Origin of the sequence: Pseudomonas sp. ADAK7, assembly GCF_012935675.1 — a bacterium.
Classification (GTDB): domain Bacteria; phylum Pseudomonadota; class Gammaproteobacteria; order Pseudomonadales; family Pseudomonadaceae; genus Aquipseudomonas.
In genome coordinates this window covers 6,035,436-6,057,502 of record NZ_CP052861.1, presented here as the reverse complement: position 1 = coordinate 6,057,502, position 22,067 = coordinate 6,035,436, and the positions used below count along the sequence as shown (strand labels likewise).

The 22,067-nt window shown below is 60.2% G+C and carries 19 protein-coding genes and 1 pseudogene; 10 read left to right on the top strand and 10 right to left on the bottom strand.

From position 1 onward, the window contains the following. Positions 1 to 55 precede the first annotated feature (55 nt). Complete coding sequence (locus tag HKK53_RS27765; RefSeq protein WP_169373402.1) at positions 56 to 898, bottom strand: mechanosensitive ion channel family protein; 843 nt, start codon at positions 896 to 898, stop codon at positions 56 to 58. A 138-nt stretch (positions 899 to 1,036) separates the two neighbouring features. Continuing rightward, the gene (locus HKK53_RS27760; protein WP_133838103.1) at positions 1,037 to 1,522 is read right to left on the bottom strand and encodes a YajQ family cyclic di-GMP-binding protein; all 486 of its coding nucleotides are present in this window, start codon (positions 1,520 to 1,522) and stop codon (positions 1,037 to 1,039) included. A 140-nt stretch (positions 1,523 to 1,662) separates the two neighbouring features. Between HKK53_RS27760 and HKK53_RS27755 the strand changes: the two genes are divergently transcribed. Genes HKK53_RS27755 through HKK53_RS27745 form a run of 3 tightly spaced genes read left to right on the top strand, consistent with a single transcriptional unit; the run spans position 1,663 to position 5,247 of the window. Then, positions 1,663 to 2,580, top strand: coding sequence for a putative 2-dehydropantoate 2-reductase (locus tag HKK53_RS27755; protein WP_169373401.1), 918 nt, complete (start codon positions 1,663 to 1,665; stop codon positions 2,578 to 2,580). Between the two features lie 45 nt (positions 2,581 to 2,625). Further along, positions 2,626 to 4,662 carry a sensor histidine kinase gene (locus HKK53_RS27750; protein ID WP_169373400.1) on the top strand — a complete coding sequence of 679 codons (2,037 nt, stop codon included), beginning with the start codon at positions 2,626 to 2,628 and terminating at the stop codon, positions 4,660 to 4,662. Between the two features lie 3 nt (positions 4,663 to 4,665). Beyond that, a complete protein-coding gene (locus tag HKK53_RS27745) occupies positions 4,666 to 5,247 on the top strand; it encodes a cob(I)yrinic acid a,c-diamide adenosyltransferase (protein ID WP_169373399.1) in 582 nt (193 codons plus the stop codon). Positions 5,248 to 5,357: 110 nt separating this feature from the next. On the opposite strand, the gene HKK53_RS27740 is transcribed toward HKK53_RS27745, so the two are convergent. The 4 genes from HKK53_RS27740 to secA form a co-directional block, all read right to left on the bottom strand. Then, positions 5,358 to 6,302 carry a Nudix family hydrolase gene (locus HKK53_RS27740; RefSeq protein WP_169373398.1) on the bottom strand — a complete coding sequence of 315 codons (945 nt, stop codon included), beginning with the start codon at positions 6,300 to 6,302 and terminating at the stop codon, positions 5,358 to 5,360. After that, on the bottom strand, positions 6,299 to 6,931 hold the full coding sequence (locus HKK53_RS27735; protein WP_169373397.1) for a glutathione S-transferase family protein: 633 nt from the start codon (positions 6,929 to 6,931) through the stop codon (positions 6,299 to 6,301). The genes HKK53_RS27740 and HKK53_RS27735 overlap by 4 nt, the downstream gene beginning before the upstream one ends. A 135-nt stretch (positions 6,932 to 7,066) precedes the next feature. Beyond that, a complete protein-coding gene (gene argJ, locus HKK53_RS27730) occupies positions 7,067 to 8,284 on the bottom strand; it encodes a bifunctional glutamate N-acetyltransferase/amino-acid acetyltransferase ArgJ (RefSeq protein ID WP_169373396.1) in 1,218 nt (405 codons plus the stop codon). Positions 8,285 to 8,405: 121 nt separating this feature from the next. Then, entirely contained in the window at positions 8,406 to 11,141 is a 2,736-nt protein-coding gene (gene secA / locus HKK53_RS27725; protein WP_169373395.1) for a preprotein translocase subunit SecA, read from the bottom strand. 307 nt (positions 11,142 to 11,448) lie between these two features. Between secA and HKK53_RS27720 the strand changes: the two genes are divergently transcribed. Then, a complete protein-coding gene (locus HKK53_RS27720; RefSeq protein WP_054613720.1) occupies positions 11,449 to 11,904 on the top strand; it encodes a DUF721 domain-containing protein in 456 nt (151 codons plus the stop codon). Between the two features lie 105 nt (positions 11,905 to 12,009). Here HKK53_RS27720 and HKK53_RS27715 read toward each other — a convergent pair whose 3' ends face one another. Continuing rightward, positions 12,010 to 13,497 (bottom strand): helicase HerA-like domain-containing protein, encoded by a 1,488-nt coding sequence (locus tag HKK53_RS27715; protein WP_169373394.1) that lies wholly within the window; start codon positions 13,495 to 13,497, stop codon positions 12,010 to 12,012. A gap of 187 nt (positions 13,498 to 13,684) precedes the next feature. On the opposite strand from HKK53_RS27715, the pseudogene HKK53_RS33090 reads away from it, so the two are divergent. The 5 genes and pseudogenes from HKK53_RS33090 to HKK53_RS27695 all read left to right on the top strand — a co-directional run. Then, a pseudogene (locus tag HKK53_RS33090) lies at positions 13,685 to 14,716 on the top strand (HAMP domain-containing protein); the annotation flags it as partial. A gap of 93 nt (positions 14,717 to 14,809) precedes the next feature. Beyond that, positions 14,810 to 15,574, top strand: coding sequence for a methyl-accepting chemotaxis protein (locus HKK53_RS33085; protein WP_375538741.1), 765 nt, complete (start codon positions 14,810 to 14,812; stop codon positions 15,572 to 15,574). A gap of 169 nt (positions 15,575 to 15,743) precedes the next feature. Beyond that, positions 15,744 to 16,865 (top strand): glycosyltransferase family 4 protein, encoded by a 1,122-nt coding sequence (locus HKK53_RS27705; RefSeq protein ID WP_169373392.1) that lies wholly within the window; start codon positions 15,744 to 15,746, stop codon positions 16,863 to 16,865. Then, on the top strand, positions 16,858 to 17,634 hold the full coding sequence (locus HKK53_RS27700; RefSeq protein WP_169373391.1) for a DUF2334 domain-containing protein: 777 nt from the start codon (positions 16,858 to 16,860) through the stop codon (positions 17,632 to 17,634). The genes HKK53_RS27705 and HKK53_RS27700 overlap by 8 nt, the downstream gene beginning before the upstream one ends. Continuing rightward, a complete protein-coding gene (locus tag HKK53_RS27695) occupies positions 17,631 to 18,626 on the top strand; it encodes a lysylphosphatidylglycerol synthase transmembrane domain-containing protein (RefSeq protein ID WP_169373390.1) in 996 nt (331 codons plus the stop codon). The genes HKK53_RS27700 and HKK53_RS27695 overlap by 4 nt, the downstream gene beginning before the upstream one ends. Here the strand turns inward: HKK53_RS27695 and HKK53_RS27690 are convergent. Together HKK53_RS27690 and purU are read right to left on the bottom strand one after the other, a co-directional pair. Beyond that, complete coding sequence (locus tag HKK53_RS27690) at positions 18,613 to 18,789, bottom strand: hypothetical protein (RefSeq protein ID WP_169373389.1); 177 nt, start codon at positions 18,787 to 18,789, stop codon at positions 18,613 to 18,615. The two genes, HKK53_RS27695 and HKK53_RS27690, sit on opposite strands and share 14 nt — an antisense overlap. A 64-nt stretch (positions 18,790 to 18,853) precedes the next feature. Next, a complete protein-coding gene (gene purU, locus HKK53_RS27685; RefSeq protein ID WP_169373388.1) occupies positions 18,854 to 19,702 on the bottom strand; it encodes a formyltetrahydrofolate deformylase in 849 nt (282 codons plus the stop codon). Positions 19,703 to 20,041: 339 nt separating this feature from the next. Between purU and mvaT the strand changes: the two genes are divergently transcribed. Further along, positions 20,042 to 20,419, top strand: coding sequence for a histone-like nucleoid-structuring protein MvaT (gene mvaT / locus HKK53_RS27680; RefSeq protein ID WP_007933316.1), 378 nt, complete (start codon positions 20,042 to 20,044; stop codon positions 20,417 to 20,419). A gap of 98 nt (positions 20,420 to 20,517) precedes the next feature. Here the strand turns inward: mvaT and sbcB are convergent, their stop codons facing one another. After that, on the bottom strand, positions 20,518 to 21,948 hold the full coding sequence (gene sbcB, locus HKK53_RS27675) for an exodeoxyribonuclease I (RefSeq protein ID WP_169373387.1): 1,431 nt from the start codon (positions 21,946 to 21,948) through the stop codon (positions 20,518 to 20,520). Between the last annotated feature and the right edge of the window lie 119 nt (positions 21,949 to 22,067).

Below are 22,067 nucleotides of genomic sequence, written 5' to 3'. Positions count from 1 at the left end.
ACTCTCGGGTTCACGGTTTTAACTTGACCGAACAGCCAAGTTAAAAAAAGCACCGTTACTGTGGCGTTGCTTCCTGAACCACACGAATAACTCGCTGCGGGAACGGGATATCGATACCGGCAGTCTTCAAGCGATCACGGGATTGTTCATTGAACATGAACATCACATCCCAGTAATCCGCAGTCTTGACCCACACTCGCAGGGACACAGTGATCGAACTGTCACCCAGGGTCGAAATAACGGCCTGAGGAGCCGGTTCGGCCATAATGCGCTCATCCTTGGCCAGTTCCAGTAACACTTCACGGGCCTTCTGCAAGTCCGCTTCGTAATCCACGCCCACATCAAACACGACTTTACGGGTCGGCTGACGGTTGGTGTTGGTGATGATGCCGTTCGACAGGTTGCCGTTCGGGACAATGATGGTTTTGTTGTCACCGGTACGCAGCACGGTGTGGAAGATCTGGATGCTGTCGACCGTACCGGCCACACCTTGCGCTTCGATCCAGTCACCAATACGGAAAGGACGGAACAGCAGAATCAGCACGCCGCCGGCGAAGTTGGCCAGGCTGCCCTGCAATGCCAGGCCGATGGCCAGGCCAGCCGCACCGATCGCCGCGACGAACGAAGTGGTTTCCACGCCGATCATCGAAGCGACGCTGACAATCAGCAGCACCTTGAGAATGATGTTGGCCAGGCTGCTGATAAAACCTTGCAGCGCCAGGTCGGCGTTACGCAGGGCCAGCAAGCCGCCGAGCTTTTGCGTGACCTTATTGATCAGCCACCAGCCGATGGCCAGGGTAATCACCGCCAGCAAGACGCGGCTGCCGTATTCCATGATCATCGGAATCCAGGCTTGCGATGCCTTGACCAGATTGTCCACTTCGCTATTCAAATCCATCTACTTTCTCCTGATTTCCGGCCATCCGGCACGCGAAAAATAAGCGGCAGAAAAGACCATACCCATAGGAATTTGATCGTTTCTGCCATTGCTGGGGCCTCGGACGCCGAAAACGCCAGGAGGTTCCCGCGTTAAAGGTCAGTCGCGGAAGTTGTTGAACTGCAGCGGCATGTCGAACGTCTTGGCGCGCAGGGCTGCAATGGCTTCCTGCAAATCGTCGCGTTTCTTGCCGGTGATGCGCACTTGCTCGCCCTGGATGGAGGCCTGGACCTTGAGCTTGGCGTCCTTGACGTGGGCGACGATTTTCTTCGCCAGCTCCTTATCGATGCCTTCCTTGAGCACGGCTTCCTGCTTCATCAGCTTGCCCGAGGCGTAGGCGTCCTTGACTTCAAGGCACTGCACGTCGATCTTGCGCTTGACCAGGGACAGCTTGAGGATTTCGATCATCGCTTCGAGCTGGAAGTCGGCTTCAGCGGTCAGGTTGACGGCCAGGTCCTTTTCCTTGAACTCGAAGGAGCCCTTGCCTTTCAGGTCATAACGACGATCGAGTTCCTTGACGGCGTTCTCGACCGCGTTGGTGACTTCGTGTTTGTCCAGTTCGGATACCACGTCGAACGACGGCATGTAGTTTCTCCAATAAAAAGGCGCGCTCGATCACGATGGAGCGCGCTTGGCTTGCGGTTAAAATCGGGCTCATTATAACGGGTCTTTTCCAACCGATACTGCGAGCCGCACATGCCAGCCTCAAACCGAGCAAAAAGCTGATGTCCACCACCTGGCATGTCCTGGGCGCCGGCAGTCTCGGCATGTTGTGGGCCACCCGTCTGGCGCGGGCCGGTGTTCCGGTTCGGCTAATTCTGCGCGATGAGCAACGCTTGCAGGCGTATCAGTCCGCTGGCGGTCTGACACTGGTGGAGCACGGCGAAGCGAAAACCTATGCGGTGCCCGGCGAAACGCCTGACAGCGGCAAGCCGATCAACCGCCTGCTGGTCGCCTGTAAAGCCTACGACGCCGAGAACGCCGTGGCCCGACTGGCGTCGCGCCTCACACCGGGCGCCGAGCTGATCCTGTTGCAGAATGGCCTCGGCAGTCAGGATGCCGTCGCCGCCAAAGTGCCCCAGGCACGCTGCATCAGCGCCTCGAGCACCGAAGGCGCGTTTCGCGATGGCGACTGGCGCGTGGTGTTCGCCGGCCACGGCTACACCTGGCTGGGGGATGCCGGCCATCCGGTGGCACCGATCTGGCTGGACGACCTGACCGCCGCCGGGATTCCCCACGAGTGGAGCATCGACATCCAGACACGCCTGTGGCGAAAGCTCGCGCTCAATTGCGCGATCAACCCACTGACCGTGCTGCACGATTGTCGCAACGGCGGGTTGCAGCAGCACCACTGCGAAGTCGCCACCCTCTGCGCCGAACTCACCGAATTGCTCGAGCGTTGCGGCCAACCAGCCGCCGCCGAAGATCTCCAGCAGGAAGTGGAACGGGTGATCCACGCCACCGCCGCCAATTACTCCTCAATGTACCAGGACGTTGCCAATCAGCGCCGCACCGAAATCAGCTATCTATTGGGGCATGTCTGCAAAGTCGCGGCGCGACACCAGTTGCACCTGCCGCATCTGCATCAATTACAGCAGCGACTGATCGCCCATCTGCACAGCCTTGGATTGCCCAGCGACTGAGCAGCGGCTACGCTGGCCACTTGTTCCTTTGCAGCGATGAACCTGATGCCACTGCGCCAGCGCCTCGAAAACCTTCCCGTCGGCCAGAAACTGCTGGCCGCCCTGCTGGTGCTGTTGATCACTGTCCTGCTGGTCGCCAACCTGACGTTCATCAGCGCCGCGTACTACATTTCCCAGGAAAGCATGGCGCCCCAGGCCCTGCAGACCATCGGGCGACTGGTGTCCAACCCGAGCCTGGTGGCCGAGGCACTGAAGTCGCCGCAAAGCGCCGAGCGCCTGCTCAACGAACTCAACAGCTATTCACCTTTGCGCGCAGCGGCGCTGTATGACGGTGACGGCGTGCGTCTGGCGCAGTTGCAGCACGGCGAGAAACTCAAGTTGCCGGAGCGCTACCGGCATATCGAAGCGTGGCAAGCCACGGAATTTCGCAGCAATCAAATCATCACCCTGCCCCGCCCCGGCACCGAGCCGGGCCACCTGCTGCTGGTGGCGAGCAGCGAACTGCCGGTGGCGTTCTATACCGGGACCCTGACCGCAAGTTTGGGAATCCTGATCTTCAGTGTGCTGCTGTGGCTGGTGATCGCCCGGCAGATCAAACGCCTGATCACCCGCCCCATCCACGAACTCGAAGAACTGTCCCGACAGGTCACCCGAGAAGAGAACTACGCCCTGCGCGCCTCTCGCGGCAACCATGACGAAATCGGCAGCCTGGCCGAGGCGTTCAACACCATGCTCTCGCGCATTGAAGCCCGGGAGCAGCAACTCAAACGCGCCCGGGACGATTCCCAGGCCGCTTACGATCAGGCCCAGGGCCTGGCAGAAGAAACCCGCCATACCAACCGCAAGCTGGAGCTGGAAGTCCAGGTGCGGAGCAAGATCGAAAAGAAACTCACCGGGTTCCAGAACTACCTCAACAGCATCATCGACTCCATGCCCTCGGCGCTGATCGCCCTCGATGAGCAGCTCTACGTGACCCAGTGGAATCAGGAGGCCAGCGCCCTGTCCGGCACGCGCCTGGATGAAGCGCTGAACCAGCCGATCTTCCTCGCCTTCGAACCGCTCAAGCCATTTCTGCCGCAGCTCAAGCAAACCGTCGAGCAGCACACCGTGGCCAAGATCGAGCGCGTCACCTGGATCAAGGACGATGAAGCCAAGCACTACGCCCTGACTTTCTACCCGTTGATGGGCGGTGCCGGGCGTGGCGTGGTCATTCGAATCGATGACATCACCCAGCGCCTGTCCCTGGAAGAAATGATGGTGCAGTCGGAGAAAATGCTCTCGGTCGGTGGCCTCGCCGCCGGTATGGCCCACGAAATCAACAACCCGTTGGGCGCGATCCTGCACAACGTGCAAAACATCCGTCGACGGCTGTCCCCGGACCTGCCGAAGAACCTCGAACAGGCCGAGCACGTCGGCATCGAGCTGGAAACGGTCAATCAGTACCTGCAAGCGCGGGAAGTCCCGCAGTTGCTCGATGGCATCCAGCAGGCCGGCGCGCGGGCGGCAAAAATCGTCACGCACATGCTCAGCTTCAGCCGCCGCAGCACCCGGCAAATGGCCCCGTGCGACCTGCCGGCGCTGATCGATCAAGCGGTGGAAATCGCCGGTAATGACTTCGACCTGGCCATCGGCTTCGACTTCAAGGGTCAGGCGATCATTCGCCAGTTCGACCCGGCGCTGGGCCCGGTGCCCGGTACCGCCAACGAACTGGAGCAGGTGCTGCTCAATTTGCTGAAAAACGCGGCCCAGGCGATCCACCAACGGGGAGACGACCGCGAACCCGGGCGGATCATCCTGCGCACCAAGCTCAATCCACCGTGGGCAGAAATCCAGGTCGAGGACAACGGCATCGGCATGAGCGAGAACGTGCGCAAACGCACCTTCGAGCCATTCTTCACCACCAAGGAAATCGGCCAGGGCACCGGCCTTGGGCTGTCGGTGTCGTATTTCATCATCACCAACAACCACAAGGGCCAGATGGAAGTGCAATCGACCCTCGGCCAAGGCACCTGCTTCACCTTGCGCCTGCCGTTGGCGGGCACCCCGCTCGTCTCCCAAGAACTCAATCAGCTACCGAGGTAACCCATGGGCTTTCGCTTGTCGAAGATTTACACCCGCACCGGCGACAAAGGCGAAACCGGCCTGGGCGATGGCCGCCGCGTGCCCAAGGATCACCCGCGGATCGAGGCCATTGGCGAAGTCGATACGCTGAACAGTCAGGTCGGCGTATTACTCGCCGGATTGGCCGCGCAAAGCGCCACTTATCCAGGCTTGCAGGAAGTGATCGAAGTGTTGGCCCCGTGTCAGCATCGGTTGTTCGACCTCGGCGGCGAACTGGCGATGCCGGTGTATCAGGCGCTCAATGTCGCGGAAATCGAACGGCTGGAAGCGGCCATCGATGTGTGGAATGAAGAGTTGGGGCCGCTGGAGAATTTCATTTTGCCGGGCGGTTCGGCGCTGATTGCCCAAGCCCATGTGTGCAGAAGCCTGGCGCGCAGTGCCGAGCGGCGGTGTCAGCATCTGAACGCGATTGAGCCGTTGGCCGGGGTCGGCCTGGCGTATATCAATCGGTTGTCGGATGTGTTGTTTGTAGTGGCGCGGGTGATTGCCAAACGTCAGGGGATTGCCGAGATTTTGTGGCAGGCGGCGGCGAAACCCTCTAACTGATCATTCCCACGCTCTGCGTGGGAATGCAGCAAGGGACGCTCCGCGTCCCAAAAGCGGACGCAGAGCGTCCGCAGAGGCGTTCCCACGCAGAGCGTGGGAACGATCGGGTGTTACGCCTCAGGCCAAAACGCCCGAATCCCCGCCACACCCTGCGCCCCAACTTCCCAAGCCTTCTGCCGATCCGCCGGGCCAACGCCACCCAACAAGAACACCGGTTTGCTGAAGCCTTCGATCAGGGCCGCTGCCTGTTCCCAACCCAACGGCTCGCCATCCGGGTGCGTCTGGGTCAGTTGCACCGGCGACAGGGTGACAAAGTCCACGTCCATCTGCTCGGCCAATGCCAATTCTTCAGCGTTATGGCAGGACGCCGCCAACCAGCGCGACGCCGGCAGCGGTCGGCCCTTCTCCGCGTACTTGCGTAATTGCGCAGCCGTAATGTGCCAACCGGCGGACGGGAAGTCGCCCAGCCACTCGAACGGGCCTTTGATCATCAACTGCGCCTTGCCGGCACACAGCCCCGCCGCGTCCACCGCCAGGTCGCGGTATTTCGGGTCGTAGCCGTTGGGTGCGCGCAACACAATCAACTTGATGCCACCGGCAATGGCTTTCTGGATACCGCGCAACAAGGCCGGGGTTTCCAGGTCTTCCGGGGTAATCAGGTACTCCGCCGGCAACCTGGCGGCGGCGACGATTGGCTGGTTGGCCGCCGGGAATTCGTAGTTCAGCAGATCGCGAGGCGCGACCCATTCCAACGGTTGGCCTTCGGCGCCATGGGGTTCGCCGGTAAACGCCGAAACGTCCCAGACATCCAGCAATACCTGCTTGTCCGGGTAGTCGTGGCGAACCTTGATCAGCGGCCGCGCGGCAGCGACGACAATCCCCAACTCTTCCTGAAGTTCCCGGGCCAGGGCGGTTTCGACCGATTCGTCAGCCTCGACCTTGCCACCGGGAAACTCCCACAGGCCGCCCTGGTGCTGGGTATCGGCACGACGGGCAATCAGAATCCTGCCAGCGCTGTCACGGATGACGGCGGCGGCGACGTGTATTCGTTTCACTGCATTACCTCCGCAAGACCGGCCTTCTGCCAGGCCTTGAAAAACGGCCATTGGTAAATTGTTTCCACGTAAGCCTCATCGGCCGCCGGCAACTGCACCCGGTAAGTGCGCAAGCGCACGGCAATCGGCGCGAAGAACGCATCGGCCAGCGTTGCAGCGCCAAACAGAAACGGGCCGGTTTCGGTGGCAACGGCGCGGCATTCCGCCCACAACGCCAGCATGCGATCGATTTCCGCTTGAACGTCTGACGGCGTCGATGGCAGCGCCTGGTCGCGGCTCAAGTCGAACGACATGTTGCTGCGCAGGGCAAAAAAGCCGCTGTGCATCTGAGCGCAGGCCGAACGGGCCTGGGCGCGGGCGGCGGTGTCTTTCGGCCAGAGATTGGCGTCGGGAAACTGCTCGGCCAGGTACTCGGCGATCGCCAACGAATCGGCAATGATGCCGTGTTCGGTTTTCAGCAGCGGGACTTTGCCGGTGGGCGAATGCTTGAGTACACGCTCACGGGTGTCCGGTTGGCCGAGCTTGATCAATTCTTCGGTGTAGGGAGCGCCGGTCAGGTCGAGGGCCAGTGCACCGCGCAGGGACCAGGAGGAAAGCAGCTTGTCGCCGATGATCAGGTGGAGGCTCATGTTCGGGACCTTTTGATGAGGAATGCACGCCAGAATCTCTAGCGTCTGGTCGGCCGTCATCGCGGTCAAGCCTTGCGCCTACAGATCACATTATCCATAGGAGCGAGACTTGCCCGCGAATGACGCGACTCGGTCTTACGTGCGGTATTCGGCGTTGATTTTCACGTATTCGTGGGACAGGTCGGTGGTCCAGATGGTTTCGCTGCAATCGCCGCGACCCAGCTCGATACGGATGGTGATTTCTTCCTGCTGCATCACCGCCGAGCCCTGGGCTTCGGTGTAGGTTTCGGCACGAGCGCCACGGCTGGCGATGCACACGTCACCGAGGAACACGTCGATCTTGCTCACGTCCAGGTTCGGCACACCGGCACGGCCGACAGCGGCGAGGATGCGGCCCCAGTTCGGGTCGGAGGCGAACAGCGCGGTCTTGATCAGCGGCGAGTGGGCCACGGTGTAGCCGACGTCCAGGCATTCCTGGTGATTGCCGCCGCCGTTGACTTCAACAGTCACGAACTTGGTCGCGCCTTCGCCGTCACGGACGATGGCCTGGGCCACGTCCATGCACACTTCGAACACGGCCTGTTTCAGCTTGGCGAACAACTCACCGCTGGCGGAAGTGATTTGCGGCAGCGAAGCCTGACCGGTGGCAATCAGCATGCAGCAGTCGTTGGTCGAGGTGTCGCCGTCGATGGTGATGCGGTTGAACGACTTGTTGGCACCGTCCAGCAGCAGGTTTTGCAGGACGTCGCGGGCAACTTTGGCGTCGGTGGCGATGTAGCCGAGCATGGTCGCCATGTTTGGGCGAATCATGCCTGCGCCTTTGCTGATGCCGGTGACAGTGATGGTCACGCCGTCATGCTGGAACTGGCGGCTGGCACCTTTAGGCAAGGTGTCGGTGGTCATGATGCCGGTAGCGGCGGCTTCCCAGTTATTCACAGAGAGGTCGTCGAGGGCGGCTTGCAACGCGCCTTCGATCTTTTCGACCGGCAGCGGCTCGCCGATCACACCGGTGGAATATGGCAGCACCAGGCTGGCATCGACGCCGGTCAGTTCAGCCAGTTTGGCGCAGGTGCGCTCGGCGGCGGCCAGGCCCGGTTCGCCGGTGCCGGCGTTGGCATTGCCAGTGTTGGTCAGCAGGTAGCGCACCGGGCCTTGCACTCGTTGCTTGGCCAGGATCACGGGAGCGGCGCAAAAGGCGTTGAGGGTGAACACGCCCGCGACCGTGGAACCTTCGGCGCAGCGCATGACCACGACATCCTTGCGCCCAGGGCGCTTGATGCCGGCCGAGGCGATACCGAGTTCAAAACCGGCAACCGGGTGCAACGTTGGCAAAGGACCAAGACCAACAGCCATGAATGCGCTCCTTAATAAATGATGTCAGCACCGGCGTCGCAGCGTCGGTGGTTTAAATGGCAAAACGCCGCGACGGCTGATGCCGGTCGCGGCGCGGGTATTTCAGCGATTGAAACGGGTTTTACTGGATCTGCCCGTGGCAATGCTTGAATTTCTTGCCCGAACCGCAGTAGCACAGTTCGTTACGGCCCAGCTTCTGTTCGTTGCGGACCGGCGCGGTGGCGAGGGCAACATCGACCTCTTCACCGAGCAGCTCAGGCTGCTCAAGACCCGGCGCTTCGTCGTGCTGGAACTGCATGCGCGCCGCCAGTGCCTCGGCTTCCTGACGCAGGCGTTGCTCTTCTGCTTCCGGATCTTCGCGGCGAACCTGAACGTGGGACAGCACACGGATCGAGTCGCGCTTGATCGAATCCAGCAGCTCGGAGAACAGCGTGTACGACTCGCGCTTGTACTCTTGCTTCGGGTTCTTCTGCGCATAACCACGCAAGTGGATGCCGTGACGCAGGTGATCCATGGTCGACAGGTGGTCTTTCCACAGGTCGTCGAGTACGCGCAGGACGATTTGCTTCTCGAAGGAGCGCAGCGCTTCGGCGCTGGCCGCTTCTTCTTTCTCGTTGTAAGCCGCCAGCAGCTCGGTCATGAGCTTCTCGCGCAGGGTTTCTTCGTACAGGTGATCGTCTTCGTCGAGCCATTGCTGGATCGGCAGCGCCACACCGAAGTCGCTCTGCAAGGCAGCTTCCAGACCGGCCACGTCCCACTGCTCAGGCAGAGATTGCGGTGGAATGTGCGCGCTGACAGTCGCGTTGAGCACGTCCTGACGGAAATCGGCGATGGTTTCGCCAATGTTGTCGGCAGCCAACAAACTGTTACGCATGTGATAGATCACTTTGCGCTGTTCGTTGTTGACGTCATCGAACTCAAGCAGTTGCTTACGAATGTCGAAGTTGCGGCCTTCAACCTTGCGCTGAGCCTTCTCGATGGCGTTGGTCACCATGCGGTGCTCGATCGCTTCACCGGACTGCATGCCCAGGGCCTTCATGAAGTTCTTCACCCGGTCAGAGGCGAAGATGCGCATCAGGCTGTCTTCCAGCGACAGGTAGAAGCGGCTGGAACCGGCGTCGCCCTGGCGACCGGCACGACCACGCAGCTGGTTGTCGATACGACGCGATTCGTGACGCTCGGAGGCGATCACCTGCAGGCCGCCGGACTCCAGCACTTGCTGGTGACGTTTCTGCCAGTCGGCCTTGATCTGGGCGATTTGCTCAGGGGTCGGGTCTTCCAGCGAAGCCACTTCCACTTCCCAGTTACCGCCCAACAGAATGTCGGTACCACGACCGGCCATGTTGGTGGCGATGGTCAGTGCGCCTGGGCGACCGGCCTGGGCGATGATCTCGGCTTCTTTTTCGTGGAACTTGGCGTTCAGGACCTTGTGTTCGATGCCTTCTTTGACCAGCAGGCTGGACATGTGCTCGGACGTTTCAATGGTCGCAGTACCCACCAGCACCGGACGGCCCTGGGTCATGCATTCCTTGATGTCGGCAACGATGGCCGCGTACTTCTCGTCCGCGGTGAGGAACACCAGGTCGTTGTAGTCTTTACGCGCCAGCGGTTTGTTCGGCGGGATAACCATCACCGACAGACCGTAGATCTGGTGGAATTCGAACGCTTCGGTGTCCGCGGTACCGGTCATGCCGGACAACTTGTTGTACAGACGGAAGTAGTTCTGGAACGTGGTCGAGGCCAGGGTCTGACTTTCGGCCTGGATGTTCAGGTTTTCCTTGGCTTCGATAGCCTGGTGCAGGCCTTCGGACAAACGACGGCCCGGCATGGTACGGCCGGTGTGTTCGTCGACCAGGACAACCTGACCGTCCTGCACGATGTATTCGATGTTGCGGTGGAACAGCTTGTGCGCACGCAGGCCGGCATACACGTGGGTCAGCAGGCCCAGGTTATGCGACGAGTACAGGCTCTCGCCTTCCGCCAGCAGGCCGACGCGGGTCAGCATGTCTTCGATGAACTGGTGACCGGCTTCGTTGAGCTCGACCTGACGGGTCTTCTCGTCAACGGTGTAGTGGCCAGCCTTGGTGACTTCGCCTTCGACTTCTTCGACGTGCAGTTCCAGTTGCGGGATCAGTTTATTGATCTCGACATACATTTTGGAGCTGTCTTCGGCCTGACCGGAAATGATCAGCGGCGTACGGGCTTCGTCGATGAGGATGGAGTCGACTTCGTCGATCACGGCAAAATTGAGTTCGCGCTGGAATTTTTCTTCCATGCTGAACGCCATGTTGTCGCGCAGGTAGTCGAAACCGAATTCGTTGTTGGTGCCGTAGGTAATGTCGGCAGCGTACGCCAGGCGTTTCTCTTCCGGCGGCTGGAATGGCGTGACCACGCCGACGGTCATGCCGAGGAATTCGTAGAGCGGACGCATCCAGTTGGCGTCACGACGGGCCAGGTAGTCGTTCACGGTAACAACGTGCACGCCTTTGCCGGACAGCGCGTTCAGGTAAACGCCCAGTGTGGCCACCAGGGTCTTGCCTTCACCGGTACGCATTTCCGCGATCATGCCTTCATGCAAGGTCATGCCGCCGATCAACTGGACGTCGAAGTGGCGCATACCCATGACACGCTTGCCGGCTTCGCGGGCGACCGCAAAGGCTTCTGGCAACAGCTTGTCGAGGGATTCCCCTTTGGCGATGCGGGCCTTGAACTCATCAGTCTTGGCACGCAATTGATCGTCCGAAAGGGCCACCATTTGCTCTTCGAAGGCATTGACGAGTTGCACCGTCTTGAGCATGCGTTTGACTTCACGCTCGTTCTTGCTTCCAAAAAGTTTCTTTAACAAAGGCGCAAACATATCGGCAGGATCTTCCACACTAAAGGGATGGAGGGCGGCCCCGTGAGTCGCCCGAGCAGCCCTCATGGCCGCATGCGAACGAGCATTCTACCCGGAAACGATGGTGAGGAAAGTGGCGTTATTCCACGATGCATGCACTGCGCTGTTACGGGGCTCACTTAAAATAAGGGCTTTTTGCTGAACTTCAACCCACTCGAGGCAGAAGTTACTTGTTGATTTAATGGGTAAAGCGCTCGCAAAGCAATGGGTCAGGCTCATCGAGTGCTTTCTGCTACCATGGCCGCTCTGTTACTTCAGGTGTCTGATCATGGCATTTCGCCCTCTCACGGCCAGAGCACCCGCCGTTCTGCTTCGCGAAGCCAAACCGCTGAAAGCCATCTTTGGCCAGGCTCAACGCCTGGGTCATTTGCAGCGTCTGGTGGAAAGCCAACTGCAACCCGCCGCGCGCGAGCACTGCCATGTGGCGTCGTGGCGCGAAGGCAGTTTGTTGCTGATTGTCACCGACGGTCATTGGGCCACCCGCCTGCGTTACCAGCAAAAGCGTCTGCAACGGCAACTGCAGTTGTTTGACGAGTTTGCCAGCTTGACCCGGATCCTGTTCAAGGTGCAACCGCCAACCGTCCAGCAGGGCGCGGCGGGGCATACCATCAGTTTATCCAGCGATGCGGGTGCGACCATTCAGGCGACGGCCGACGGGATCAGCGATCCGAATTTGCGGGCAGCGCTGGAGCGCCTGGCGGCGCACGCCAAACCCAAGGATTGACACACATCCTGTAGGAGCGAGGCTTGCCCGCGAAGAGGTCCTTGAGGACGCCAAAAGCTTCGCGGGCGAGCCTCGCTCCTACATTGATTATGGCCATTCAGGTATTCAACGGCGTTTGCTGCCTCCGAGCAATGAGCCCATCAACCCGCGCACCAACTGTCGGCCCAATTGATTCGCCGCCTGTCGCATGGCCGATTTCAGCGCCTGCCCCGCCGCCGTGCCGAGGAATTCCCCGGCCTTGTCGGTGAAGCTCGGCTCTTCAGCGACCGGTTTGCCCGGTACAGCTTCAGCCTCCGGCGCCAAGCCCTTACGTCCCATCAACACTTCATACGCCGATTCGCGGTCGACCGGCTTGTCATAACGCCCCTTGAACGGCGACCCGGCAATCAGCATGGTGCGTTCGGTTTCGGTCAACGGCCCGATCCGCGACTGCGGCGGCGCCACCAACACCCGCTGGACCATCTCCGGCGTGCCCTTCTCCTGCAAAGTACCGACCAGCGCCTCGCCGATCCCCAGCTCGGTCAACACCGACAAGGCATCAAACGCCGGATTCGGCCGGAAGCCATCCGCCACGGCACGCAAGGACTTCTGTTCCTTGGCCGTGAACGCCCGCAAGCCGTGCTGGACCCGCAGACCAAGCTGGGCCAGCACGTCGTCCGGCAAATCCCCCGGCGACTGGGTGACGAAATACACACCCACGCCCTTGGAACGAATCAAGCGCACCACTTGCTCCAGACGCTCTTGTAACGCCTTGGGCGTGTCGGCGAACAGCAAGTGCGCTTCGTCGAAAAACAGCGCCAGCAGTGGTTTGTCGGCATCGCCGCGCTCTGGCAGTTGTTCGAACAATTCCGCCAGCAGCCACAGCAGGAACGTCGCGTAGACCTTCGGCGCTTCGTGCACCAGACGACTGGCATCGAGCAGGTGAATGCGCCCGCGGCCATCGGCGGCCGGTTGCAGGATGTCTTCGAGTTGCAGCGCCGGCTCGCCGAACAAGGCTTCGGCGCCCTGCTGTTCCAGGGTTGCCAGCCGCCGCAACAGCGCCTGGCTGGAACCGGTGGTCATCAAAGCCGCGTCTTCGCCGAGCAATTGCGGGTTGTCGCGCAAGTGATTGAGCAGCGCTTTCAAATCCTTGAGATCCAGCAGCAACAGGCCTTCGCGGTCCGCGACCTTGAACGCGGCGTACAGCGCCGATTGCTGGCTGTCGGTCAATTCCAGCAACGCGCCGATCAGCAGCGGGCCCATTTCGCTCAGGGTGGTGCGCAATGGATGACCGGACTCACCGTGAATGTCCCACAGCGTCACCGGATACGCCTGAGGCTTGTAGTTCAGCCACGGCATCCCGGCGATCCGCTCGGCGACCTTGCCTTGCGGGTTACCGGCGGCGCCGAGGCCGCACAGGTCGCCCTTGATGTCAGCAGCGAACACCGCCACGCCGGCATCACTAAACGCTTCGGCCAGGCGCTGCAAGGTGACGGTCTTGCCGGTGCCGGTCGCGCCCGCGACCAGACCGTGACGGTTCGCCAGGCGCATGGCCTGGGCGATCGGCTGCCCCGCGAGGTCGGCGCCGATAACGAGTTGCGATGAGTCAGGCATTTTGTCACCCATGGTTAATCTTTGATCCTGCACGGCCGATAAAAAGAGGCGAGAGACCAGACTGAAAAGAGCGTCGGTAATTCCCTAAGGAGAGACGGAATATCAGCTTACTTTCAACACCGCCCATTTTGCGCGCCTTTATAAAAGCACGCCCTGGACATTAAGACCTTAGCGGACACCCCAAGCCATGAACAAAAATCTGCGTTTCAGCCATAAGATACTGCTTGCCGCCGCCCTGATCGTCATTGCTGCCTTTGCCTCGTTCACGCTGTACAACGACTATTTGCAGCGCAATGCGATTCGCGAAGACCTGGACAACTACCTCAACGAAATGGGCGAGGTCACCGCCAGCAACATTCAAACCTGGCTGGCCGGTCGTATCCTGTTGATCGACAACCTGGCGCAAAACATCGCCATCAACCCTGAACAGTCCACCGTTGCCAGCCTGCTTGAGCAGAAAGCCCTGACGTCGACGTTCATGGCGTCCTACCTCGGTGACGCCACCGGCCACTTCAGCATCCGCCCGGATGTGAAAATGCCTGACGGCTTCGATCCTAGGGTCCGCCCTTGGTACAAAGGCGCCGAAAGCAGCAGCACCGCGACCCTGACCGAACCGTACATCGACGCGGCCACCGGCCAGACCATCATCTCCATCGCCACCGCCTCGAAAAAGGCCGGACAGAGCGTGGGCGTGGTGGGCGGCGACCTGAGTCTGCAAACTCTGATCGACACCCTCAGCGCCCGGGACTTCGACGGCATGGGTTATGCCTTCCTGGTCAGCGCCGACGGCAAGATCCTGGTACACCCGGACAAAGCCCTGGTGATGAAATCCCTGAGCGAGGCCTACCCGAAAAACACCCCGCGCATCAGCAGCGATTTCAGTGAAGTGGACGTCGAGGGCAAGACTCGCATCGTGACCTTTACCCCGATCAAAGGCCTGCCATCGGTCAACTGGTACATCGGCCTGTCGGTGGACAAGGACAAGGCTTTCGCCATGCTCAGCGAATTCCGTGCCTCGGCGGTGGTTGCCACGATCATCGCCGTGGCCATCATCATCGCCCTGCTCGGCATGCTGATCCGCATCCTGATCCAGCCGTTGAATGTCATGACCCGCGCCATGGAAGACATCGCCGATGGTGAAGGCGACCTGACCAAACGCCTGACCATCCAGAACAATGACGAATTCGGCATTCTCGGCACCGCGTTCAACCGCTTCGTGGAACGGATTCATACCTCGATCCGCGAAGTGTCCTCGGCTACCGGCCAGGTCAACGAAGTCGCCTTGCGTGTGGTCGCGGCCTCGAACTCGTCGATGTTCAACTCCGACCAGCAAGCCTCGCGTACCAACAGCGTGGCCGCCGCAATCAACCAGCTCGGTGCCGCCGCCCAGGAAATTGCGCGCAACGCCGCGCAAGCGTCGAACCAGGCCAGCGATGCGCGCAGCCTGGCCGAAGACGGCCAGCAAGTGGTGGATCGCAGCATCAAGGCGATGAATCAACTGTCGAGCATGCTCAGCGCGTCGAGCACCAATATCGAATCGCTGAACAGCAAAACCGTGAACATCGGGCAGATTCTGGAAGTGATCACCAGCATTTCCCAGCAAACCAACCTGCTGGCGCTCAACGCGGCGATTGAAGCGGCGCGTGCCGGTGAAGCCGGGCGCGGGTTTGCCGTAGTGGCCGACGAAGTGCGCAACCTGGCGCACCGCACCCAGGAATCGGCACAACAGGTGCAGACCATGATCGAGGAGCTGCAAGTCGGCGCCCGCGAATCCGTCAGCACCATGAGCGAAAGCCAGCGCCACAGCCAGGACAGCGTGGAAATCGCCAACCTGGCCGGCGAACGCCTGAACAGCGTGACCCTGCGCATCGGCGAGATCGACGGGATGAACCAGTCGGTGGCCACGGCGACCGAGGAACAGACGGCAGTGGTGGAGTCGATCAACGTCGACATTACCGAGATCAATACGCTGAACCAGGAAGGCGTGGAGAACCTGCAATCGACCTTGCGCGCGTGTTCGGACCTGGAACAGCAGGCGGCGCGGTTGAAGCAGTTGGTGGGTAGTTTCCGCATTTAGCGTTTTCGAGGGCGCCATCGCGAGCAAGCTTTGCTCCTACGGAGCGAGGCTTGCCCGCGAAGGCGGTCTGCAAAACCCCGCAACACCTCGCTGACACCCCGCCCGCAAAACCCCAACCGAACATCTATCCTTCATAAAGGTCAACCTAGGGAGAGCTGAGACCGGAGGGATGTTCATCGTGCATATCGCTGACATAACCATGTTCTACGCCCCTGCCAGCGGTGGCGTGCGCACTTATCTGGATGCCAAGCACCGTCGCCTGAGCGTCAAGCCGGGAATTCGTCACAGCCTGCTGATACCCGGTTCGCACCTGAGCGAACAGGACGGCGTGTACAAGGTTCCCGCCCCCGCCCTGCCCTTCGGCAAGGGTTATCGCTTCCCCCTCCGTCTCGCGCCTTGGCGCAATGTTCTGCAGGGTCTGCAGCCCGATCTTATTGAAGTCGGCGACCCCTATCTCACTGCCTGGGCGGCGCTGGATGCCCGACGGCAACTGGATGTGCCGGTGATTGGCTTTTATCACTCGGATTTGCCGCTGCTGGTCAGCAATCGCATGGGCAATTGGGTGACCACCAATGTCGAGGCTTATGTCAGCAAGCTCTATGGCAACTTCGACCGGGTGCTGGCGCCGAGCCAGGTCATGGCGGACAAACTGACTGGCCTGGGGGTGCGCAATGTCTTCGTGCAGCCGCTGGGCGTCGACCTGCAAACCTTCAACCCGAGTGCCCGGGACCCGGAACTTCGGGCCGAACTGGGGATTGCCGAAGACACCCGGCTGCTGATCTTCGCCGGCCGCGGCTCCAAGGAGAAGAACCTGCCGGTGTTGCTCAATTGCATGAAACGCCTGGGGCCGCGCTATCACTTGCTGCTGGTCGGTTCATCGATGCCGGCCCAAGTACCAGACAACGTCACGGTGATCGATGAGTTCTGCCCGGCGACCCAGGTCGCGCGCTTGATGGCCAGTGCCGATGCGCTGCTGCACGCCGGCGATCAGGAAACCTTCGGCCTGGTGATCCTCGAAGCCATGGCCAGCGGCATTCCGGTGGTGGCCGTGGCGGCCGGGGCCTTCAAGGAAATTGTCCCCGATCACTGCGGCCTGCTCTGCGCGCCCAACAATCCCTTGGCCATGGCCAATGCAGTACGCGAATTGTTCAGCCGTGGCAGCGTCACGCTGGGCGAGCAGGCCCGCCAGCATGTGGAACGGCATTACGCCTGGGACGCGGTGGTCAACAGCCTGTTGGGCCATTATCACGCCGTGCTCGGCGATCCCTGGCCGCTGACCGCCAATGGCTGAGCCCCCGCTGCCACCCGCCCTGTTGTTGGTGCTGCACGACGTGGCTCCGCAGACTTGGGCCGATTACCAGCCTTTCGTCGAAGCCGTCGATGCGCTGGGCGCGGTGCCGATGACCTGGCTGGTGGTTCCCGATTTTCATAAACACAACGATCTGGAGGCTCATCCGGGATTTCGCCGGATGCTGAGCGGTCGCGTCGACCGGGGTGACGAACTGGCCTTGCACGGCTACTTTCATTGCGACGACAGCCCGGCGGCGACGACACCTCGAGACTGGTTCATGCGCCGCATCTACACCCACGAAGGCGAGTTCTACAGTTTGTCTCAAGCAGCAGCCCTCGCCCGCCTGCGTGCTGGCATCGAACGGTTTCACCGTTACAATTGGCCGCTCAAAGGCTTTGTCGCCCCTGCCTGGCTGATGAGCGAAGGAACACGCCAGGCCTTGCGACAGTTGCCATTGAGTTACACCAGCGACCCGCAACATCTGTATTGTCTGCCCGACTTCACGGCGATCGACGCCCCCGGGCTGGTCTGGAGTGCGCGCAGTGCCTGGCGCCGCGGGCTATCGAAAATCGTCAGCGAGCAACGGCAACAACGCTGGCAGCATGCGCCAGTGATCCGCCTTGGCCTGCACCCGGTGGACATGCGTCACCGATTTTCCCGTGATTATTGGCTGCAAACTCTTAAACGCTTACTCGACGAGGGCCGTGTGCCAATGACCAAGGCCAACTGGCTGACCCTGCATCAAGACCGCATCGGCCGCGCCGCATGAGTCGGGGGATTCTGCTGTTTCTCGCCCTGCTGGCGGCGGTGCTGATTCCGTTGGTGCTGGGCGGCAACGAAACCTGGTCGCGCCTGCAAAGCTTTCCGCTGAGCGGGCTGCTGATCATGTTCGGCATGATTTTGCTGTGCTGGGTGGTCAATACCATGCGCTTGCGCCTGTTGCTGGGCGATCAGCGGGATAAGGTCAGCCGCCTCAAAAGCCTCGGCGTGGTGATGGCCGCCGAGTTTGCCTACTGCGCCACGCCCGGCGGCAGTGGCGGACCGCTGACCATCATGGCCCTGCTGGCGCGTAACGGCGTGCGCCCGGCCAGGGGCAGCGCGGTGTTTGCCATGGACCAGTTGAGCGATCTGCTGTTTTTCCTCTGTGCCCTGAGCGGGATTCTGATTTACGCGCTGTTCCAGCACCTGAGCCAGCGCATGGAGTGGCTGCTGATGGTCAGCGCCGTCTCGCTGTTTGGCGGGCTGGTCAGCTGCGTGGTAGTGGCTCGCTACCACCGACTGCTGATCCGACTGGGCGGCCGGTTGCTGGCGCGCCTGAATGTCAAAACCACCACTCGCCTGCGCTGGGCACGCAAACTCCTGCATTTCCTGGCGGCGTTCACTGACACGTTGAAGTTACCCGTTCAGACACTGGCCAAGGTGTTTGCCTTGACCTGCGTGCATTGGCTGCTGCGCTATAGCGTGCTGTACCTGGCGTTACGCGGGCTCGGGGCGGACTTGCAATGGGCGTGGAGCTTTCTGATCCAGATGCTCTCGTTGGGTGCGGGGCAATTCAGCCTGTTGCCGGGTGGAGCCGGCGCGGCGGAATTGACGTCGGCGGCATTGTTGGCGCCGATGGTGGGGAAATCCACCGCAGCGGCGGCGATCCTGATCTGGCGGGCAGTGACGTATTACTTTTACCTGGTGGTCGGCGGGCCGGTGTTCTTGCTGATGCTGGGGCGGCCGCTGCTCAAGAAGTTGATGAAGTTCAAGCAGGCTTAGGTTTGTCGTCGGACTCTTCTTGCAACTGCTCCCACAACTCGGCGGCGCCGGGGAATTCGGTGCCGTCTTCAGGGCTCATGTCATCCGGGTCATAGCGACTCAAACACCCCTCGCCCAAGGTGGCAGGCGCCTTGGAAGTGGCTTTGTCCAGTGGATCGGCCATGGTCAATATCCTCTCGCTACACAGATCGTTCCCACGCCGAGCGTGGGAACGATCATTGCGTAGTTTAGAACACGACGGTTTTGTTGCCGTGTACCAGCACCCGGTCTTCCAGGTGATAACGCAGGCCACGGGCCAACACCATCTTCTCGACGTCGCGGCCGAAGCGCACCATGTCTTCGATGCTGTCGCTGTGGCTGACACGCACCACGTCCTGCTCGATGATCGGACCGGCGTCCAGCTCTTCGGTGACGTAGTGGCACGTGGCACCGATCAACTTCACGCCACGCAGGGACGCCTGGTGATACGGCTTGGCCCCGACGAACGACGGCAGGAAGCTGTGGTGAATGTTGATGACCTTGTGGGCATATTCGCTGCACAACGCCGGCGGCAGAATCTGCATGTAACGGGCCAGTACCACCACTTCGGCATCGTGCAGTTTGACCAGGCGCGAGACTTCGGCAAACGCTGGCTCTTTGTCCTGCGGGTTGACCGGCACGTGGTAGTACGGAATGCCGTGCCACTCGACCATGCTGCGCAAGTCGTCATGGTTGGAAATCACGCAGGAAATTTCGCAGTCCAGTTCATCGCTGTGCCAGCGGTGCAGCAAGTCCGCCAGGCAATGAGACTCACGGCTGGCCATCAGTACCACGCGTTTTTTCTGCGCGGTATCGGTAATACGCCAGTTCATCGAGAACTCTTCGGCGATCGGCGCAAAGGCTTCGCGGAAAGCTTCAATACCAAAAGGCAGCGAATCGGCACGAATTTCGTGACGCATGAAGAACCAGCCACTGAGATTATCCGAGTGATGGCTCGCTTCAGTGATCCAGCCGTTATGTGACGCCAGAAAGTTACTGACTTTAGCAACGATACCGACGCGGTCCGGGCAAGCAATCACCAGCCGAAAAGTGCGCATGAGGGTCAAACTCCAGAACTTCGCAAAGGCCGCCATTCTAGCGATTGCGCAGCAAAACTGCAGTATTGATGACGGGTCACCCTGCACATCGGCCAACGGCCCGGGTTCGGTCAGCGTCACGCGCCAGCGCGATGGTGCTGTTGCAGACCATGTTCAAGCACTCATTTGTGAATATCTGTGTTGACTGCGTCACACTATTTAACTGCACATCGAGTTCATGCCCTATTCACCGCAACTCATTTAAATAAAACTTCGGTTAAATGTTTACTTGATGAAACACCCTGACTATTATTGCCGCACTGTCCCTGCCATCCTGCGTCCTACATAAGGTAGTCCTCAATGTCCTTGATCAACGAATACCGCGCCACCGAAGAAGCTATCAAAGAGCTGCAAGCCCGTTTGAAGAATCTGTCCCAAGACGACAAACTGCAAACCGAGCTGGAATTCGAAGGCAAACTGCGCACCCTGATGGGCGAGTACTCCAAATCCCTGCGTGACATCATCGCGCTGCTGGATCCAGAGTCCAAAACCAAAGCACCACGCGGCGGCGCAGTAAAAACTACTGGCACCAAGCGTGCTCGCAAAGTTAAACAATACAAAAACCCGCACAACGGCGAAGTCATCGAAACCAAAGGTGGCAACCACAAGACTCTGAAAGAGTGGAAAGCCAAGTGGGGCGGTGATGTGGTTGAAGGCTGGGCTACCCTGCTGGGCTAAGCCGCACGCCTGCCGCAGATTAATTCTGCGACAAAAAATAACGCCAGCGGATGCTGGCGTTTTTTTATGCCTGGCATTCAGACTTCAATCATTGCATTTCAAAGACTCAAACGTTTGCGTAATCCCTGGACATAATGCTGCCATTCATTCAGCACCTCTTGCTGAAACGATGTAGCGCTATTCGCCAATTGTGCCGCCGCTTGCGCAAAAGATTCGAGGGTATTTGGCGCGCCCCATTCCGCAGCGGACAAACGTTGCTGACAAAACATCCGCCAGCGTTCTTGCTCTTCGAAATTCAACGTGTCCGGGAAGTTGCGTGCGCGGTATCGAAACAATAATTCAGGTAAACGTTCATCATCGAACGGCCATTGTTGTTGCGCTAATTGCGCCGGGTCTGCGGCCCGGACTTGCTCACATAGACGCCGATCCCGATCGCCGATAAAGCCGTCGTATAACTGTTGCTCCGGATCCTGACTGGCAGCAAAAGCTTCGCTGGCATAAATCGCCATGACTTTATCTCGCCAAACTTGTTGTGCGTCACTTAGCCGCAGCGCCCGCGCCTGATATAGCGCCATATCCAGCCCCAGGCGTTGCTGATCTTCAGGACGCAGTACCGACAGCGGCGCCACCACCGGGCATTTATTGATGTGAATGAGTTTGAGCGGCACCGGCAGTTCGCCTTCGACCAACTCATCGCGGCGGGTATACAACCGCTGGCGCAGCGTTTCGGCATCCAGATCCAGTAAACCCTGAGGGTCGAGGTGCAAGTCACAGACAATCAGCGCGTTCTTGTTACGTGGATGCCAGGCCAGGGGCAGTACCACGCCGATATAACTGCGCGCCGCCGAAAACCGCCCGGAGATGTGCACCATCGGCTGCATCAGTCGAACCTGATCCATGACCTTTTGTTTGCTGCGCAACTGGAACAGCCAGTCATACAACTTCGGTTGTTTCTCGCGAATCAAACGAGCCAGGGCGATGGTCGCGCGCACATCCGACAAGGCTTCGTGGGCATTGCCGTGGTCGATGTTATTGGCGACCGTCAGGCGGTCGAGCTTGAGCGTCACCCGCCCTTCGTCATCCGTGGGCCAGACCAGGCCATCGGGGCGCAAGGCATACGCTGCGCGCACTACATCGATCAGGTCCCAACGACTGTTGCCGCCTTGCCACTCCCGCGCATACGGGTCGAAAAAGTTTCGATAGAGGCTGTAGCGGGTCATCTCGTCGTCGAAACGCAAGGTGTTGTAACCCGCCCCGCAGGTACCGGGGGCCGCGAGCTGGGCATGCACCCGGGTCATGAAGTCGGCTTCGCTCAAGCCTTGCTCGGCCAGACGACTGGGGGTGATGCCGGTGATCGCGCAGGCGGCCGGGTGCGGCAGGATGTCGTCACTGGGCTGGCAATACAGATTGACCGGCGCGTCTATTTCATTGAGTTCGAAATCGGTGCGAATCCCCGCCACTTGCAACGGCCGGTCGCAACGGGGATTGATGCCAGTGGTTTCATAGTCGTACCAGAAGATGGAGGTCACGGGCTGTTCCTGTACTTAAGACCGGCGAAGTCTAGGCGCAGACAAGTCGCCGCGGCCAGTCCTCTTGTCATTCAATCACTTCTGGCTTTGCATCATGCAATACATAGTTATGTCGTTTT

Bases quoted from the DNA above. Each gene is read 5' to 3' on its own strand.
- HKK53_RS27765 (WP_169373402.1), bottom strand. From the start codon at position 898: ATGGATTTGAATAGCGAAGTGGACAATCTGGTCAAGGCATCGCAAGCC.
- HKK53_RS27760 (WP_133838103.1), bottom strand. From the start codon at position 1,522: ATGCCGTCGTTCGACGTGGTATCCGAACTGGACAAACACGAAGTCACC.
- HKK53_RS27755 (WP_169373401.1), top strand. From the start codon at position 1,663: ATGTCCACCACCTGGCATGTCCTGGGCGCCGGCAGTCTCGGCATGTTG.
- HKK53_RS27750 (WP_169373400.1), top strand. From the start codon at position 2,626: ATGCCACTGCGCCAGCGCCTCGAAAACCTTCCCGTCGGCCAGAAACTG.
- HKK53_RS27745 (WP_169373399.1), top strand. From the start codon at position 4,666: ATGGGCTTTCGCTTGTCGAAGATTTACACCCGCACCGGCGACAAAGGC.
- HKK53_RS27735 (WP_169373397.1), bottom strand. From the start codon at position 6,931: ATGAGCCTCCACCTGATCATCGGCGACAAGCTGCTTTCCTCCTGGTCC.
- argJ (WP_169373396.1), bottom strand. From the start codon at position 8,284: ATGGCTGTTGGTCTTGGTCCTTTGCCAACGTTGCACCCGGTTGCCGGT.
- secA (WP_169373395.1), bottom strand. From the start codon at position 11,141: ATGTTTGCGCCTTTGTTAAAGAAACTTTTTGGAAGCAAGAACGAGCGT.
- HKK53_RS27720 (WP_054613720.1), top strand. From the start codon at position 11,449: ATGGCATTTCGCCCTCTCACGGCCAGAGCACCCGCCGTTCTGCTTCGC.
- HKK53_RS27715 (WP_169373394.1), bottom strand. From the start codon at position 13,497: ATGCCTGACTCATCGCAACTCGTTATCGGCGCCGACCTCGCGGGGCAG.
- HKK53_RS33085 (WP_375538741.1), top strand. From the start codon at position 14,810: ATGTTCAACTCCGACCAGCAAGCCTCGCGTACCAACAGCGTGGCCGCC.
- HKK53_RS27705 (WP_169373392.1), top strand. From the start codon at position 15,744: ATGTTCATCGTGCATATCGCTGACATAACCATGTTCTACGCCCCTGCC.
- HKK53_RS27700 (WP_169373391.1), top strand. From the start codon at position 16,858: ATGGCTGAGCCCCCGCTGCCACCCGCCCTGTTGTTGGTGCTGCACGAC.
- HKK53_RS27695 (WP_169373390.1), top strand. From the start codon at position 17,631: ATGAGTCGGGGGATTCTGCTGTTTCTCGCCCTGCTGGCGGCGGTGCTG.
- HKK53_RS27690 (WP_169373389.1), bottom strand. From the start codon at position 18,789: ATGGCCGATCCACTGGACAAAGCCACTTCCAAGGCGCCTGCCACCTTG.
- purU (WP_169373388.1), bottom strand. From the start codon at position 19,702: ATGCGCACTTTTCGGCTGGTGATTGCTTGCCCGGACCGCGTCGGTATC.
- mvaT (WP_007933316.1), top strand. From the start codon at position 20,042: ATGTCCTTGATCAACGAATACCGCGCCACCGAAGAAGCTATCAAAGAG.